The sequence below is a fragment of the Natronobacterium texcoconense genome, from assembly GCF_900104065.1.
Taxonomy (GTDB): domain Archaea; phylum Halobacteriota; class Halobacteria; order Halobacteriales; family Natrialbaceae; genus Natronobacterium; species Natronobacterium texcoconense.
Genome location: NZ_FNLC01000001.1, coordinates 1,423,084 through 1,439,815, shown reverse-complemented (window position 1 = coordinate 1,439,815; position 16,732 = coordinate 1,423,084). Strand labels below are relative to the sequence as shown.

Annotated in this window: 14 protein-coding genes; 3 read left to right on the top strand and 11 right to left on the bottom strand. The window is 63.1% G+C overall.

The window, feature by feature from the left end:
- Nucleotides 1–2 precede the first annotated feature (2 nt).
- The 4 genes from BLR35_RS07265 to BLR35_RS07250 form a co-directional block, all read right to left on the bottom strand.
- On the bottom strand, nucleotides 3–842 hold the full coding sequence (locus tag BLR35_RS07265; protein WP_090379468.1) for a carbohydrate ABC transporter permease: 840 nt from the start codon (nucleotides 840–842) through the stop codon (nucleotides 3–5).
- Complete coding sequence (locus BLR35_RS07260) at nucleotides 842–1,813, bottom strand: carbohydrate ABC transporter permease (protein WP_090379466.1); 972 nt, start codon at nucleotides 1,811–1,813, stop codon at nucleotides 842–844. Before BLR35_RS07260 ends, BLR35_RS07265 begins: the two co-directional genes overlap by 1 nt.
- A gap of 25 nt (nucleotides 1,814–1,838) precedes the next feature.
- Nucleotides 1,839–3,143: an ABC transporter substrate-binding protein gene (locus tag BLR35_RS07255; protein WP_090379463.1), complete on the bottom strand. Its 1,305-nt coding sequence runs from the start codon at nucleotides 3,141–3,143 to the stop codon at nucleotides 1,839–1,841.
- A gap of 276 nt (nucleotides 3,144–3,419) precedes the next feature.
- On the bottom strand, nucleotides 3,420–4,535 hold the full coding sequence (locus BLR35_RS07250) for a Gfo/Idh/MocA family protein (protein WP_090379783.1): 1,116 nt from the start codon (nucleotides 4,533–4,535) through the stop codon (nucleotides 3,420–3,422).
- Between the two features lie 270 nt (nucleotides 4,536–4,805).
- On the opposite strand from BLR35_RS07250, the gene BLR35_RS07245 reads away from it, so the two are divergent.
- Entirely contained in the window at nucleotides 4,806–5,510 is a 705-nt protein-coding gene (locus BLR35_RS07245) for a ThuA domain-containing protein (RefSeq protein WP_090379460.1), read from the top strand.
- 37 nt (nucleotides 5,511–5,547) lie between these two features.
- Here BLR35_RS07245 and BLR35_RS07240 read toward each other — a convergent pair whose 3' ends face one another.
- The 4 genes from BLR35_RS07240 to BLR35_RS07225 form a co-directional block, all read right to left on the bottom strand.
- Complete coding sequence (locus BLR35_RS07240; RefSeq protein ID WP_090379458.1) at nucleotides 5,548–6,834, bottom strand: TIGR00341 family protein; 1,287 nt, start codon at nucleotides 6,832–6,834, stop codon at nucleotides 5,548–5,550.
- A gap of 69 nt (nucleotides 6,835–6,903) precedes the next feature.
- Nucleotides 6,904–7,755 (bottom strand): eIF2B alpha/beta/delta subunit family protein, encoded by an 852-nt coding sequence (locus tag BLR35_RS07235; protein WP_090379455.1) that lies wholly within the window; start codon nucleotides 7,753–7,755, stop codon nucleotides 6,904–6,906.
- Between the two features lie 44 nt (nucleotides 7,756–7,799).
- Nucleotides 7,800–9,434 (bottom strand): MBL fold metallo-hydrolase, encoded by a 1,635-nt coding sequence (locus tag BLR35_RS07230; protein ID WP_090379451.1) that lies wholly within the window; start codon nucleotides 9,432–9,434, stop codon nucleotides 7,800–7,802.
- A 376-nt stretch (nucleotides 9,435–9,810) separates the two neighbouring features.
- Complete coding sequence (locus BLR35_RS07225; protein WP_090379448.1) at nucleotides 9,811–10,125, bottom strand: DUF5783 family protein; 315 nt, start codon at nucleotides 10,123–10,125, stop codon at nucleotides 9,811–9,813.
- Between the two features lie 83 nt (nucleotides 10,126–10,208).
- Here BLR35_RS07225 and BLR35_RS07220 point away from each other — a divergent pair, with 83 nt between their 5' ends.
- On the top strand, nucleotides 10,209–10,550 hold the full coding sequence (locus BLR35_RS07220) for a DUF7969 family protein (RefSeq protein ID WP_090379444.1): 342 nt from the start codon (nucleotides 10,209–10,211) through the stop codon (nucleotides 10,548–10,550).
- Here BLR35_RS07220 and BLR35_RS07215 read toward each other — a convergent pair whose 3' ends face one another.
- From BLR35_RS07215 to glyA, 3 genes are all read right to left on the bottom strand, one after another.
- Complete coding sequence (locus BLR35_RS07215) at nucleotides 10,551–11,444, bottom strand: bifunctional methylenetetrahydrofolate dehydrogenase/methenyltetrahydrofolate cyclohydrolase (protein ID WP_090379442.1); 894 nt, start codon at nucleotides 11,442–11,444, stop codon at nucleotides 10,551–10,553.
- A gap of 91 nt (nucleotides 11,445–11,535) precedes the next feature.
- The gene (locus tag BLR35_RS07210; RefSeq protein WP_090379439.1) at nucleotides 11,536–12,474 is read right to left on the bottom strand and encodes a DUF8048 family protein; all 939 of its coding nucleotides are present in this window, start codon (nucleotides 12,472–12,474) and stop codon (nucleotides 11,536–11,538) included.
- A 208-nt stretch (nucleotides 12,475–12,682) separates the two neighbouring features.
- Complete coding sequence (gene glyA / locus BLR35_RS07205) at nucleotides 12,683–13,930, bottom strand: serine hydroxymethyltransferase (RefSeq protein WP_090379435.1); 1,248 nt, start codon at nucleotides 13,928–13,930, stop codon at nucleotides 12,683–12,685.
- Nucleotides 13,931–14,117: 187 nt separating this feature from the next.
- On the opposite strand from glyA, the gene BLR35_RS07200 reads away from it, so the two are divergent.
- Nucleotides 14,118–16,286 (top strand): hypothetical protein, encoded by a 2,169-nt coding sequence (locus BLR35_RS07200; RefSeq protein WP_090379431.1) that lies wholly within the window; start codon nucleotides 14,118–14,120, stop codon nucleotides 16,284–16,286.
- The last annotated feature ends 446 nt before the right edge of the window (nucleotides 16,287–16,732 follow it).

The window sequence follows — 16,732 nt, the reverse complement described above, 5'->3', positions numbered from 1 at the left end:
TGTTAGAGTGTCTGCCCCTTGGCGAACTGTTCTCCGAACAGGACGTAGACGACGATCGTCGGCAGGGCCGCGATGAACGCGCCCGCCATCTGGACGCCGTAATCCGTCGCCATCGCGCCCGCGAGTGCGTTCAACTCGAGGGTGACGACGTAGTTCGCCCGGTTGCTGAGCAAGACCAGCGCGAACAGGAAGTCGTTCCAGACCTGCGTGAACTGGTAGATCAGGGTCACGGCGAACATCGGGAGCGACAGTGGAAGAACGATCTTCCGGTAGATGCGTGCGAGGCTGGCTCCGTCGAGACGGGCCGCCTCCATGAGTTCGTCGTCGAGCGTCCGGTAGTACGATCGGAACAGGACCGTACAGATCGGAATCCCGTAGGCGACGTGCGTGATCATCAGTTCCACGAGTTCGCCGCGGGCGTGCAGGCCGGAGATGTCCACGATCGACCAGAACTGTCGCAGCGGGACGAGCACCGCCTGGTAGGGGATAAACACCGCGGCGAGAAACAGCGCGAGCAAGAGTGCCTGGCCGCGCCAGTCGACTTTCGTCAGTCCGTACGCCGCGAGGCTGCCGAACACGGCCGACAGGACGGTGGCTGGGACCACCATCGCGAAACTGTTGACCATCGCGAAGGCCAGTTCGCTGCCGGCGGTGAGCCACGGATCGATCGTAAAGCCCTCGAGCGGCGGCTGGAGCGGCGAGGTCTCCCGGTAGGCCTGCTGAGTCTTGAACGCCGTCGTCAGGCCGCTGTACAGCGGCGACAGGTAGACGCCGACGAGCGCGACCAGCACGCCGTAGAGAGCGATGCGCCTGGGGTCGGTCGTCGATGATTCTCGCGCCATTACAGTGCACCTCGCTTGTACTGCGTGTATGCGTACGGACCGATGATCGTCAGTGCGAGTGCAAAGAGGACGACGGCGATCGCCGCACCGTAGGCCCACTCGCTGGCGGAGAACGCCTCACGGTACATCGTTACCGCGAGGATGTCCGCCGACCGGCCCGGATTGGTTCCGAACATGACGTAGATGAAGTCGAACGCCTTGAGCGCGAACACCATCAGCACGACCGTCGCACCGACCGTCGACGACCGAAGCTGTGGGATGATGACCCGCCAGTAGAGTTTCAGCGTCGACGCGCCGTCTATCCGTGCGGCCTCGTAGTGTGCGCTCGGAATCGATCGCAGGCCGGCGAGATAGACGATCATACAGTAACCGCTGAACTGCCAGATCAACGCGACGATGACTGCCGCGAGCTTGAACCGCGGATCACCGAGCCAGTCCTGGGCGAGCCAGCCGAGTCCGAGTCCGCCCAGCGTCGTGTTGATCAGGCCGTCGGAGGCGTACATCCACGACCAGAAGATCGCGGTCACGACGAACGACAGCGCCATCGGGAGCAGGTAGATCGTCCGGAACGTGTTCTCGAAGCGGATCTTCCGGTCGACCAGCAGGGCAAGCGCGAGCCCTACGACCAGCGAGACGCCGGTGAACGCGATCAACAACGCGATCGTGTTCCGAAGCGACGCAACGAAGTCCGGATCGCCCGGCATCTGGCGGTACATCTCGAGCGTGAAGTTCGTGTAATCCGGCTGTCCGAGGCCGGACCATCCCGTAAACGAGATGGCGACGTTCCAGCCGATTGCGCCGTAGACGAACAACAAAACCAGCAGTGTCGGCGGCAACCAGAACGGCATCGACTCGACGAAGTCACTTCGACGTATCCGGTCGAACGCCGCGTCTTCGGACTCGCGCTCCCGGTCGCCGGTCGACAGAGAGAGCGGATTGAGCCGCCGTAACGAGTTTCGTAACGAATCCATAGATCCTGTAGATCAGTCGGCAGTCCTACTCGAAACTGGAAACGAGGTCGCCGTAGGTCTCGTCGACGTCCCAGTTGTCGATGAAGTTCGCGAACGCGCCTTCGACGTCGGTCTGGACGGCCGGCGGGATGGCCAGTCCGTGTGCGATCGACGGTGGCTGTTCGCTCGAGGCCTGGAAGTCCGCCATCTGGTCCTGCAGGAACGGCGTGAACGCCTCGTCGGAGACGTCCGTCCGTGGCGGAATCGACCCTTTCGCCGGATTGAACCGTTCCTGGGCGTCGGCGGAGCCTGCGTATCGCAGGAACCGAACGGTCGCGTTCGGCGAGGGGTTGTGCTTCGGGAAGACAAAGGAGTCCATGTTCAGGGCGTACATCTCCTCGGTCCCGGGGAACGCGACGTGGTCCCAGTCCTCGCCGTACTCGAGTCCGTCGTCGGCCTCGTACTCGCCGGCGGCCCAGTCGCCCTGGTGGAAGAATGCCGCCTCGCCGCGGTTGATGTAGGCGCTGGCGTCGTCCCAGTCGTTGAGCGAACTCGCGTCGTCGTTGAAGTAGTCGCTGTAGTCGACGACGATCTCGAGCGTGTCGCGGATCTCGGACTCGACGTCTTCGACGTCGCCGCCGATGAACGTCTCGTAGGTCTCGACGCCGTACTCGCCGAGCAGCACCTGTGCCCACAACTGGAGCGTCGACCAGGCGGACTGGGTCTGCTGGGCCATGCCGACGTAGCCAGCCTCGTCGACCGTCTCCATGGCATCGAGCAGCGCGCTCGGACTATCGACGTCCTCGAGGTCGACGCCTGCGTCCTCGACGACGTCGACGTTGTAGAAGAGGTTGTTCAGCCGGTGAATGTTGATCGGTACGGCGACGAAGTCGCCGTGGGGCTGGGAGGCATCGATCGGTCCGTCGAGGTACGCCTCGCGCATGTCGTCGTCCCAGACGTGTCCTTCGATGTCGTACAGGAGGTCCTCGTCGGTGTAGTCGGTCAGCGCCTGTCCGGGCCAGACCTGGAACGTACTCGGCGGGTTCTGGTCGACGACACGGTTGCGGATGTCTGCCTCGAGTGCGCTGCCCGCACCGCCCGGCGACGGCGAGGAGTCGATCTCGATGTCGGGATGCTCCTGCTCGAAGCCTTCGACGAGCGCCTGGAACGCCTCCTCCTCACCGCCGGCGGTCCACCAGTGACCGATCTCGACGGGTTCGAACTCGTCGGGATCCTCCTCGAGCAGTTCGTCGAGGTCCTCGACGTCGTCGCCGCCACCGAGACAACCCGCGAGGCCGACGGCACCGGCAACACCAATCCCTTGCAGCACTGAACGGCGTGACTTCCCCATGTCCACAGAGTTTTTTCGAGCCATAGTGAATTTAACGACTAACGATAATTATGGATGAGTCTTAAGGCCTTTGATGACGAGTAACATCGTCACCTTGCCGATCGATCGAACTGTGGAATAATAATTACAGCGATATTCGTTCCGTGGCCATGGATACCGCTGTCATCTCCTGGTTCTGAGGAGCAAATAGTAAGTATTTGTCAACAGTTGAATAGAGAAATTGACCGTTCGAACTGTGACCAGTCTCGACTCCGAGTAGCCGTTCCCGGAGAGTCGCTAGTTGATCTGCGTTCGCTGTTCGACTGCTTCCTCTACGTCAGCGAGACGCACGGATCGCCCTGTCTCGCTCGAGCGATAGATTGCGTCGATGACGCGCTGGACTGTCAATGCCTCCTCGAGCGTGTTCGTCTGTGGCTGGCCACCGCTGGCGATTGCCTCGAGGAACTGCTCATCCTGGCCGGCATACCCCGTCATGGCGGGGTCGCCGGTGAGGTCGACGTTCGCGTAGTGGTCGGTGCCGGCAGTGCCGGCCTCGAGCATCGTCATGTCGGTATCGCCGATGTCGAACTGAGCACCGGCCTCGGTGCCACGGACCCGGAAGTCCATGCTCTCTTCGCGGTTCGTCGCCCACGCAGCCTCGAGTGAGATTGTCTGGCCGTCCTCACACCGAATGAAGGCGGTGACGGAGTCGTCGACCTCGTAGGTCTCGCTTTCGGCGTTCCAGTTCTCGCCGAATCCGTCGGGGTCCGCGTACTCCTCCTGAGAGCCGAACGTGGTTCTGGCAACTCCCGAGACTTCGGTGACAGCTGGGAAATCGAGTGCGTACAGCGCGAGGTCGAGTGCGTGGACGCCAATATCGAGCAACGCGCCCCCGCCCGCGAGATCGGAATCGGTAAACCACGAGCCTGGACCGGGGACGCCCCGGCGTCGGACGTAGTTGGCTTCGACGTGAGTTAGCTCGCCGAATCGACCGCGTGCGCGGTGTTCGTCGAACATGACCATCGACGCCGCGTGGCGGTTGTGGAAGCCGACCATGCAGATGCCCTCGCTCCGTTCTGCAGCCTCGGCGATCCGCTCGGCGCTGTCGAGCGTGTGGGCGAGCGGTTTCTCGACGAGAACGTGCCGGTCTGCCTCGAGTGCGGCGACTGCGATCGGTTCGTGGAATCGGTTCGGCGTCGCGACGACGACCGCGTCGACCGCGTCGTCGACGACGAGTTCCTCGTGGGTCTCGTAGGGTTCGGCAGCGTACGTTTCGGCGAACTGTCGTCGTCGCTCCGGAACGAGGTCGGCACCCGCGACGACGTCCGCACCGAGTTCCTCGAGGTGCTGGGCGTGGAGGTTGCCCATTCCGCCGAGGCCGACGACCCCGATACCGACGTCCGTGCCGATCACGGAGAAACACCCCATTTCTCTCCGGATGCAGTCAGTAGCCAGGAAGAAATACGTCGTTTCGATGCTGTTTCCGTCCGATTCCAGTTCATAGAGATACGCGGGCAGCGATCGAAATAAGAGTTGTGACCGATTAATCTGTACAGTCGAATTTTCCTTCATCGAACCTGATATTACTCGACATCTGTCGACAGAAACCCGACGGAAATGCCACTACGTTCAGCGCAGTGACCAGCCCATTAAGACCGTGGGTGGTCGACCACTACGGGAGCGATGACTGACGTTACGATCTGGAACGAGTTTCGCCACGAACGCGAAGACGACGACGTCGCGGCCGTCTACCCCGACGGTATCCACGAGACGATCGCCGACGCGCTCGGCGACGGCGACCGCGAGTACGACGTCCGAACTGCAACTCTCGACGAACCCGACCACGGCCTTCCCGACGAGGTACTCGAGGAGACCGACGTCTTGCTCTGGTGGGGTCACGAGGCTCACGACGAGGTCGCAGACGAGGTCGTCGACCGCGTCCAGCAACGGGTGCTCGAGGGGATGGGACTGCTCGTGTTGCACTCGGGGCACTTCTCGAAGCCCTTCAAGCGACTCATGGGTACCTCGTGTGACCTCCAGTGGCGCGAGGACGGCGGGACCGAACGGCTGTGGGTCGTCGATCCTGGCCATCCGATCGTCGACGGGATCGACGAGTACATCGAACTCCCGGAGACGGAGATGTACGGCGAGCCGTTCGACGTCCCCGAACCCGACCGACTGATCTTCACCTCGTGGTTCGAGGGCGGCGAGGTGTTCCGCAGCGGCTGTTGCTACCGGCGCGGAAACGGCCGCATCTTCTACTTCCGCCCGGGACACGAGACGTATCCGATCTACGAGAACGAGGACGTTCGACAGGTGCTGCGAAACGCCGTCGAGTGGGCGAGTCCGACCGGCGGATCACCGCGGACGTTCGGCCACCGGGAGTGAGAAACTCGTGACGTGATCGGCGGTCGAGCGCCGATATTCAGCCGCTCCGTTGCGTATCGACCAGTTCCACAGTGACCTCGAGGCCGGTTCCGGTTGCGTCTTCCAGCCGTTCCCGGACGTGATCGGCGAAGGCGACCGGTTCCTGTTCGCCCGGCGGCCGTTCGACGAGAACGGTCACCGACGGCTGGGTTCCTGTGTAGACGTCGACGAGTTCGTACTGGACGTCGACCTCGCGAAACTGCAGGTCGCCGAAGACCGGATCGTCGCTCATCGCCTCGAGTTCGGTCTGGACATTGTGCTCGACCGAGGCGGTCTGGTAGGTGCCGTAGGTGACGCCACCGAGGACCAGCGAGAGGACGGCGATGGCGACCAGGAGGACGACGACGCGCGAGCGAAGTCTGCCGTAGACGTGCTCGACTCGTTCGGTCGCTCGCGGTCGATACCCCGACACCCACAGCAAGATCAGTGCGGTGAGATTGATAGAGAGTAGATTGACCAGCACGAGCGTGCCAGCGGTAACGACGACCGTCGGGTGCCACCAGGCAATCCCGAGGCCCACGGTCGCAGCGGGTGGAACGAGTGCGACCGCGATTGCGACGCCGACGAGAACCGAGCCGACGTTCCTGGTGAGACTGACGACGCCTGCCACACCGGAGCCGAGCGCGAGAAACAGTGCGATCACGTCCGGTGTGATGCGTTCCCGTACCTGCGGGACCGACGTGATATCGAAGCCGGGCGGCAACAGTACTGTCCCCCTGAGCAGCCAGCCGACCAGTGCTGCCGTCACGACCGTAACCGCGAGTCCGGCGGCCTGAAGGACGACGCCACGGGCCGCGAGTTCGTCGTCGTCGACGACGACGCCGACGCTCGCGGCGAGTGCCGGTCCCATCAGCGGTGCGACGACCATCGCTCCGATGATCGTCGCTGCGGAATCGAGTAACAGACCGGCCGTCGCGATGACGGTACTCACGACGAGCAAGACGAAGTACGTCGACGCAGCGGGTGCGAGGTCCGCCGCCCGCGACTGGAGTTCCTCTCGAGAGATTCTGGTGCCAGCGGAGACGTCGGTCAGGTCGTCCCGACGCTCCGAAACGATCGTTTCGGCGGCAGTAACGACCGTGTAGGAGTCGCTGCCGAGCCCTGCAGTTCGCAACTCGGCGAGCAACGGTTCGACGGCCGCCGGCGGGACGGGTATCGAGACGAGTGCCTCGAACTCTCCGCCGTTCGTCTCCTCCGAGACGGCGCAATCGACTCCCGTGGCATCCGCCGTCTCGAGAACGAGATCCAGTTCCCCTGGCGGGACGAACACCTGAACGAGGCGCATAGCCACCGTACGACCGCTTACAGGGTAAGCAGTTGCCAGGAAAAACTGACCGTCAGGTTCGGGGTCCCATCAGAGTTCCTGGCGTCCCTCGTCGGTGATCACGCTCTCGAGTAACTCCACGGGCGTCGCGTCGTAGTTCGGGTTCTCGACGGCAAAGCCTTCGGCGGGTTCGAGCATCACCTCGCTGCCGGAGCGAAACTCGTTCTCGAAGACGAACCCGTCACCGACGATCTTCGAGGCGGAGCCGAGCACCGTCACCGGCACGTCGAGCTGATTCGCCGTCGACGCGATCGGGAACGTGCCGACGCGGTTGTACAGCGTGTCGTCGACGATACAGTCCATCCCGACCACGACGCGATCGCACTCCTCGAGGTAGTGGCCGTGTGCGCTGTCGGTGATCAGCGTCGGTTCGACACCCTCGAGGTCGGCCAGCGCCCTGGCGGTCTTCCGGCCGATGTACCGGGGCCGGGCCTCCGTGATGTAGACGTCGAACGTCTTGCCGTCCTCGACGGCCAACTCGAGCGCCTCGAGTACCGTCGACGAGTAGTCGTGGATCAAAAGCGTCGCGCCGTCTTCGAGGTAGTCGACGGCGTTCTCGGCGGCCAGGCGCTTGCCAGATTCGACCCGCGAGACGACCTCGTCGATCTTCTCGCGGGTGAGTTCTTTCGCCTCCGCGACGTCCGCGAGGTCGGCGTCGCTGACGTCTTCGACGACGCTCCGGACGGCGTTCTGTAACGACGCGTGCGAGGGATTCGCCCGTCGGAGGACGGAGCCGTTTCGTTCGAGCGAACGCACGTACTCCTCGACGGTGGCGAACTCCCGCTCCGTTAGCTCCTCGAGGGCTCGAGTCGCGTTCACGGCGACCACCGAGGAGCTGTGGGTCTGCATCTCCTGGATCTCCTCGACCGTCTCGTCGATCATACCTGAGTGGATTCCCGTCAGGGAGAAAGGTGTTCCGGGAGTTGTCACTCGGACTGTTCCAGCCCGTCTCGGTTCTCGCTACTGTCGCCGTCTTCGGCCGGGCGAGAAAGAGAGACTTCGACGATTTCGCCGGGACTGAAATCCGTCGACTCGAGGACCTCTAGCAGAGTCTTCCCGTCCCCGTCACCGAACACTCGTGCTTCGAATCGATCCGTTTCGGGGACTGTTGCGGTTTCGGACGCCGGGGGAGCGTCGTCTCGGTCGGTGAGGGCGACTTGGTCGTCGTACGGATCAGCAACCGATCCCGAAAACTGCGAGCGGAACGCGTCGACGTCGACACCTTCGGCATCCGGATCGACTGGCTGACGCAAAAGCGACATCGAATCGTCGTCGGTCGCGAGCGGGCGGTCGCCGTTTGTCTTCCACTGTCGGTGTCGAATCCGTCGCGCTGCACTCTCGCTTATCCATCCGGGCTTTGACCACTCTCCGTCTTCGTACAGCACGCGACTGACTCCGTCGTCGGGAGCCCATGTGAAACACCGATCGTATCGCCGCTGGAACGTGTCGAGCCTGTAGCCGCTTGCGTGTTTGACGACGAGGTGTTTGGGCGCGATCGCCCGAACGACCTCGTCGAGTTCATCCCGTGACGGATGGTTGTCCGACCGGAACGCGTAGGTCGAACAGTTCGCGTTCGAGATCGGCTCCGAATCGTCGGTCGCCAACTGGACGAACGCGTCCGCGGGCCGATCATGTATCGCGAGCAACAGGCGTTTCGCACTCCCCGTCGTCGGACTGTCGGGCCCCGCGATTGTGACGGTCTCGGCCTCGAGGACGTCCGACGGGCGATCGAACACAGCACACGATTCGATCTCTGGACGTTCGATGTCCAAAGCGTCGAGCACTCGTGCAGTTTGGCCAACGACCGTAATCGACAGGGAGCGATCGAGTTCGGCGGCGATCGCGGCCAGCAAGAGCGCGTACTGTACCCCGGTAAGCGCGCTCGCAGCGACGACGACTCGCGACCCGCCGTACGCTCGCTCGAGGATCGTCTGTAGGGCCTCATTTCGTTGCTCGATCGTGGTCTCGTTCGTGGACGCGTTGAGAAAGACCGCGTCGACGTCGACCGGAAACGACGTCGGGAGCGGCGGAAATCCGGCACACGGCCGCGTCGTGAAGTCACCCGTCACGAGAATGTAGCGTTCGTCGGAGATGATCGACGCCACGTCGTCTCCCTTCGGACCGAACGTCTCCCGGAAGCGAACGAGAAATCCCGCTGCACCGGGCGTGTGACCGGCCGGGACCGGCCGAATCTCGAGTCCCTCGAGAACTGGCGTCCACTCGCCGATCGGTTCGATCGAATCCAGCACTGCGTCAACGTCGCCGAGATCGTTGTCCTTCCGTGCCTCGGAAAGCGAGTGCTCGAGAATCGTCCCGGTCGCTGGCGATACGTACACCGGGGCGTTGTGGCGGACGTTCTTGCCGAGCGTTCGGTAGTGATCGATGTGAGCGTGCGTCAGGAGAACTCCGTTGAGGTACTCGTCGGCTGCGAGCAAGGAATCGAGATCGACGCCGTCTCCCGAATCGACGAGCAGCACCGCTTTGGCATCACCGTCGGTGAATCGGAGAATCGTCGATTCGTTCCCTCGTCGGGGATTCGCGTTCTGATAGGAGACGTGCATCTATGATCGTTTTCGATACGGTATCCTTACACGTATGCCACCGAACCGTTCTGCAACCCAATTATAAACTACCACACTCGATCCACCTGCAATTGCGAGAGCGAATGTTATAACTACAACGGAAAAGAGGTATAAAACTTCCCGACGAGTAGATTCAGAAATAACTCCGTCTCCTCATATCGTGGAGAAAGTCGGTACGTATCTAGCAGTCTCGACTATTCCGAATACTGAAAAAGTCACCCAAATGAGTGACTACGAGACGATACGTCGGACCTCAGCAGACGTTTGCTCTTGCACGTGACCGTAATAATCACTTGGTTAGAATATTCTGCTGATTGTAGCAAAGAAGATGACCGTATCAGTGGCCCAAACCTCGTTACTCGAACTCGAACGTTCGCCGTAGCTCGCGTTCGATCTCTCCGACGAGTCGCTCGAGGACGGTCTCGAACTGGTCGTGGTCGGCGACGGAGCCGACCCGTTCGTCGACGTCGTCGGGGAGTTCGACGCGGAACTGGCCGTCACCTTCGTAAACCGGCTCGCTCTCGCTCAACACCTGCCGGTCGATCGCCTTGAGCACCTGCGAGTCGTACTGGCCGTGCAGTTGCTGGTAGGCACTCGAGTAGGCTGACTCGAGTTCTTCGAAGTAGTAGACGTATTTTTCCTCGAACTTCTCGGGGTCGAACTCGGTCATAGTGGGAGGTCGTCGGGGAGGCGGGTAAGCGATTCGAACGCTGCGCCCGCAGGCTTACGTCGCCCCCGTCCCTAGGACGGTCGATGACCGACACTGAGACCGTCACCGTTCGGTACACCTGTCCCCACTGCGGGGTCGTCACGAGCGTCGAACGGCCGCCCGACCTCGCGGACCGGTCGGTCACGAAACGCACCCAGCCCGGCTGGGAGTACGCCACGCCGGACGACGCCTTCGAACGCCGGGAAGCCGCCGACGGACTCGAGTTCATCTGTGGCGAGGACGGTCCCGTCACCGACCTCGAGGGCGAGTCAGTCGAGGGCTGTGGCCGACCGTTCTATCTCAACTTCGTGCGCTACGAGAAGGGGGTGGAGCTCGAGCCGGAGCCGCCGACGTACGGCGGGCCGCGGTTCGATTTCCGGACGTAGCTACGGCAACTCGACGTCGATTCCTTCCTGCAGGCTCGCGGCCTCGACGGTGTTGTAGAGCAACATCGCTCGCGTCATCGGGCCGACGCCGCCGGGAACGGGCGTGATCGCGCTCGCCTGCTCTTTCGCGCTCTCGAACTCGACGTCGCCGACGAGTTCGTACCCCTTCTCGTTGTCAGCGTCCACCCGGTTGACGCCGACGTCGATCACGACCGCGTCCTCGCCGATCATCGAGCCGTCGACGAGTTCCGGCGCGCCCGCTGCTGCGACGACGATGTCCGCGCTACGGGTCTTTTCGGCGAGGTTCTCCGTCCGTGAATGGCAGACCGTCACCGTCGCGTTCCCGTCGTCGGCCTTCTGGATCAGCAGGTTCGCCAGCGGCTTGCCGACGATCTCCGAACGGCCGACGATCGTCACGTCCGCACCTTCGGTTTCGACGTCGTAGGCCTCGAGCAGTTTCTGGACGCCGTGGGGCGTACAGGGGCGAAACCGGGCGTCGCCAGCCACGAGCCGACCGACGTTCTCGGGGTGGAACCCGTCGACGTCCTTCGCGGGGTCGACGCGGCGAATGACCTCGCGATAGTCGACGTGGTCCGGAACGGGTGCCTGGACGATGTAGCCGTGCACGTCGTCGTTCTCGTTCAGCGCAGCGATCTCGTCGTACAGGTCCTCGGCCGGAGCATCGCCGTCGACGTCGACGTGATAGCTCTCGATGCCGACCTCCTCGCAATCGCGCTGTTTCATGTTGACGTACGTCTCGCTGGCGGGATCGTCGCCCATCAGGACCGTCGCCAGCCCCGGCCGCGTGCCTTCATCGGCGAGCGTCTCGATCGAATCGGTCAATCCCGCACGGATCTCGCTCGCGACGGCGTCGCCGTCGATAATCTCGGTCATACTCGAGATGCCAACCGCGAGGCTAATCAACCCTCGGGTTCGTGCCTATATTCTGGTGTCGAACAACCCTAGATAGCCACGTTTGTGTATACTACTGGCTCGCCCCCGGTTCCGACACCTCCCACTCGGCAGTGTCTCGCTCGTTCGTGACTACGACGTCGTACTCTCCCTCGAGAGCGTCGTCTCCGTCTCCGGCGTCCTCGAGCAAGCGGTCGGCCTGTCTTTCGTGGGCTTTCCGGGCCGCCGTGAGTGCGTCGGGGTCGACATCGACGTCGTGCGCCTCGAGTTCGGGAACCAGCCGTTCGATCCAGGCGTCTCGCTCGAGTAGACAGATCGCACGGTCGTCGACCGTCACCGGCGACGCGCCCGCGACGTGGTCGCTCACGCCCACGAGGTCGTGGGTCACGATCGCTTCCAGAATTCCGACGACGTCGGATTCGGGGACGTCGTTTGGCGCGTCGGCCAGCACGTCGTCGAGCACGATCGGATCGATCGGTGCGTCCATCGTCTCCGGCCGGGGTGTCGGATCGGCGTCGCGTTCGCGGTCGATCGTCTCCTCCGCGACGGGGTCGCTCTCGCCGGCCGTTTCCGGCAGCGGTTCGGCGCGGTAGGGCTCTCCGTCGTCGAACCGGACCGGAACGAGACCGATCGTCTCTGCGGCCGTGATCGCGTCGAAAAGCAACGGCCGCTCGGGGTCGTACGCCTCGAGGTCGATCCCCAGTCCTCCGGGCGATTCGGTCCGGACCAGCGTGTCGGGCACAGGCGCGACGATCTCGCCACCCTCCTCGTAGAGTTCCCGCGGATACGGGACGCTCGAGGTCGGTTCCCCGTCAAGCCCAGTGAACACGAGCATCGGCTGATCGCGATGTTCGTCGACGGCCCAGTCGACCTCGTCGCCGCTCGAGGCACCCATGAACTCCGCGACCGGCGTCACCTCGATCGCCAGCTCCGAGCCGGTCGTCCGGTCGGTCTCCCGGAGTTCGAGCAGTCGGTCGTCGTCGAGGATCGTTCCGGTCGGTTGCGTCGACATAGCCGCGCTACGGCGAGTCCGGGGAAAAGCCGCGTGCCGGCGAGTGGCAGGCCCGCGTCGCTACGCGAGTTCCGACCTGCCGGTCTCCGAGAGAGGCGACGATCGAAGGCTCGACTGCCCGAATCAGACGCGAGAGACGGCGCACTCGAGGGCAAAACTATTGCGCGTGTATTCGGCGTTCGGAGAGAAAAACGGTGCAGTTGCTTCGCTACTCGTAGAGGGGGTTCTCCGCACAGAGCTGCTCGACTTCCTCGCGGACCTCCGCGATGACCGACTCGTCGTCGGGCGCGTCGACGACGCGAGTGATCAGGTCGGCGACGGTGCGACAGTCGTCTTCGTCGAAGCCACGCGTCGTCAGTGCGGGCGTCCCTGCACGGATACCGCTCGGGTCGAACGCGGATCGGGTCTCGCCGGGCACCGTGTTCCCGTTGAGGACGATGCCGGCCTCTACGAGTGCTTCTTCGGCGTCGCCGCCGGAGGTGTCGGGGTGGCTCTCGCGCAGGTCGACGAGCACGAGGTGGTTGTCCGTACCGCCCGAGACCAGCGAGAAGCCGTTGTCGACGAGTTGTTCGCCGAGTGCCTTCGCGTTCGCGATGGTCTGGCGGGCGTACTCCTCGAACTCGGGATCGAGTGCTTCCTTGAAGCCGACGGCCTTGCCAGCGACGTTGTGCATGAGGGGGCCGCCCTGTCCGCCGGGGAAGACGGCGGAGTCGATGTCGTCGGCGTACTCTTCGTCGCACATGACGATGCCGCCGCGACCGGAGCGGATGGTCTTGTGGGTCGAGCCGGTGACGAAGTCGGCGGTGCCGACCGGCGACTCGTGAACGCCGGCGGCGACCAGGCCCGTGATGTGAGCGATGTCCGCGAGGTGGTAGGCGTCGACGCTGTCGGCGGCCTCCTGAATGCGGTCCCACTCGACTTCACGCGGGTACGCGGAGTAGCCCGAGACGATGATGTCGGGATCGAACTCCTCGGCGTGCTCGGCCAGTCCCTCGTAGTCGAGATAGCCCGTCTCCGGGTCGACCTCGTACTGTTCGACGTCATAGAGCTGACCGACGAAGTTCGCCGGGTGGCCGTGGCTGAGGTGGCCGCCGTGGGTCAGATCCAGCGAGAGAATCTTGTCGCCGGGCTCTAACATCGCGAAGTAGACGGCCTGGTTCGCCTGCGTTCCCGAGTGCGGCTGGACGTTGACGTGTTCGGCACCGAACAGTTCCGTCGCGCGTTCGATCGCGAGGTTTTCGACCTCGTCGGCGTACTCACAGCCGCCATAGTACCGCGAGCCGGGATACCCTTCGGCGTACTTGTTCGTCAGGACGCTCCCCTGGGCGTCGACGACCGCACGGCTGGCGTGGTTCTCACTGGCGATCATCTGCAGGGTCTCGCGCTGGCGATCTACCTCGCTCTCGAGCGCGTCCGCAACGGCGGGATCGACGTCCCGAACGTGGTCGTGGTCCATGTGGGATAAGGCGTCTGGGTGTCGTATAAGTGTACCTTTCCCGGGTAATCTCCGTACCGTTGGCTTCACCCAGGGAAACCGAGACGCCACACAACTTCGTTTCCAATACTTGTTTCCAGTACAAATACATGTCGGTGGTGGCCGATCCAATACAACTAACTTCTCTCCGTGACATTCGAACGTTCGAATGATAGAGTGGGAGCTGGGAGACCAGACTCTCCGCGTCACCGACGTGGACAACGCCGAGTTATCGGTTCGTGGTGGCGATCTCGCGGTCAGTGGCGACGCGCCCGACCTCTCGCGGGCGGTCGACGACACCGTCCTCGCGACGGCGACCCACCTCGAGTTCCCACACTCGGTCGTCTACGCGTTCTCGGCGGAGTCGGACGATCGGTACGAACTGAACCCCACCGGCGAGCCGCTCACGTTAGGTCCCGGAGAGTACGTGGTCGACGTCGACACGGAGATCAAGACGTATCTCCGGTTTTCCGGCCGGGCAACGATCGAGAAGACGGCCGGCTTCGAATCCGTCGTCGTCTCGTTCCCCGAACGAACCGAGGTCGTTCTCGGGTTTCGAAGCCGTCACGAACTCCCCGCAGGGACGATTACGGTTCCGGACGACCCGTCGAAAGTCGCCGAAGCGATCTCTCACCTCGCGGCCTCCCACAAGACCGACGGCCCCGACCGAACCTACCCGACGCTGCGGGGCCACCCCTCCTTGCTCGAGCACGGCGACGAACTCGAGATCCCCGACAAGGTCGCGGCGGACGCACCCGAGACTGGAATCGAACTCGTCGTCCCGCCCTGCTACGAGTCGCTGTACGTCACCGCGCCGCTCGCGTACTACCTGCAGGCGAGGGTTCGGACCGCCGACGGCGGAGAGGACGCCCCGATACTCAGACTTCCCGACCAGGGGATCGAACGCCACCTCTCTCCGATGCCGACCCTCGAGCGCGACGTCGAACGACTGCTCCGGAAAGCCTTCTTCCTCGACTGTCTCGTTCGCAACGCGGGCCCGTACGGAACCAGGTTAGCGGAGGAGACCCTCCTCGAAGAACTGAACTGTAGCGCGGCCGCTCTCTACGATGCAACGCCACAGCAGCGGCTGGCAACCTACCTCGACGTCCCCTTTACAGCGATCGAACACCGCATCCCGGAGTGGCACCTCTCGACGTACGTCGCCCCCGAGTTCGATCGGCTCGAGGCGCTTCCCTTCCTGCTCGACCGGATGAGCCTGATCTACCGACCCCGAACCTCCACGTTAGAGGGGAAAGAGTTGATCGAACGCTCGCTCGAGGACTTCTACCGCGGACCGAACGCGACCGACGACTTCGGTCCTGCCACTCCCGACCGGGCCAGCGCCGGCGAGGTCGCCTCGGTCGACGTCGTCAAACCCGAGTTACGCCACGGCCGGGTCCACGGCTGGCTCGCCGACGGCGTCCCGATCGACGTCTTCAAATCTGCGCCCGAAGCCTACTACAACCGACTCGACTACCTCGAGCGCTCGAGCGACGCGACCTCGATCCGGGTCGTCCTCAACGACCCCGAGATGGCAAGCGAGTACGACGAGGTCGCGCCGATCTACCGGCAACGCTCCGAGGAACTCCCGATCGACGTCACCGTCGAGGAGTCGGTCAGCCAGGCTGACCTCGCCAGAATCTTCGAGAACGACCACGACTTCGTCCACTACATCGGCCACTGCGAGACCGACGGCTTTCGCTGTTCCGACGGCTACCTTTCGGTGTCGAATCTCGATCGCTGTAACACCCAGACGTTCTTCCTCAACGCCTGTGGTTCCTTCTACGAGGGGAAACGGCTAATCGAGAACGGAAGCGTCGCGGGCGCGGTGACGTTCTCGCAGGTCCTCAACGACCACGCCGTCACCGTCGGCTCGACGTTCGCGAAACTGCTGGTCCACGGGTTCAGCATCGAGCGCGCGATGGGGCTGGCCCGTCGACGGATCATGATGGGCAAAGACTACGCAGTCGTCGGGGACGGAACCCACTCCCTGACACAGGCCGAACACCGGTTCCCGACGACGATCACGATCAACCCGCTGGACGACACCTCGAGTGATCTCCCGGGACCGATCCCGTCGGGCGTCGCGGACGACCTCGACTCGGCCGACCGGTATCACGTCACCGTCGACTGTTACATGACGCGCGCGACGGGCGCTCACTACTATCCACACACCGAGGACAACGAGTACGCCTACCTCTGTGGCAACGAGACGAACATGACACTGTCCGGGTCTGAACTCGCGACGTTACTGAAAGAAATGGAGGCGTCAGTTATCTACGACGGGGACCTGTACTGGTCCGAGGAACTCTGGTCCCGGTTCGATCGTACTCGCTGACGTCGTCTGGGGGGTCGACGACGTCAGGGCCCGCCGTACGTACTGATACCTTTTGCGCGAACCGATTGTTCGGTTACCCGTCCGGACTGTCCGTCGACTTGCCAGTTACCGATCCACCACGATCGGTCTTCGCGATCACCCATGCGTTCCTATAATTGCAAATGGCCGTTATATATTTATTGCTGCATAATCGGTTTCTATTATACGTCTATATTTCGGCCGATCACTGTGACCGAGTTCAGCCGACTCCCATCGACGACCCACTCTTACAGCACCTCCAGGTTCCCCTTCTCGCAGCGGCCTGTTATCGATCGAATATCGACGGCTGAAGCCAAATATCGCCCCTGAACTGCCGACACGCCACTCTCGCGTGAAACACAGTCCTTTGACAGGCGGCCAGAGGACTTATAGTACCGTAACGGCCGGCAAAATTAAGTGAGATTCTC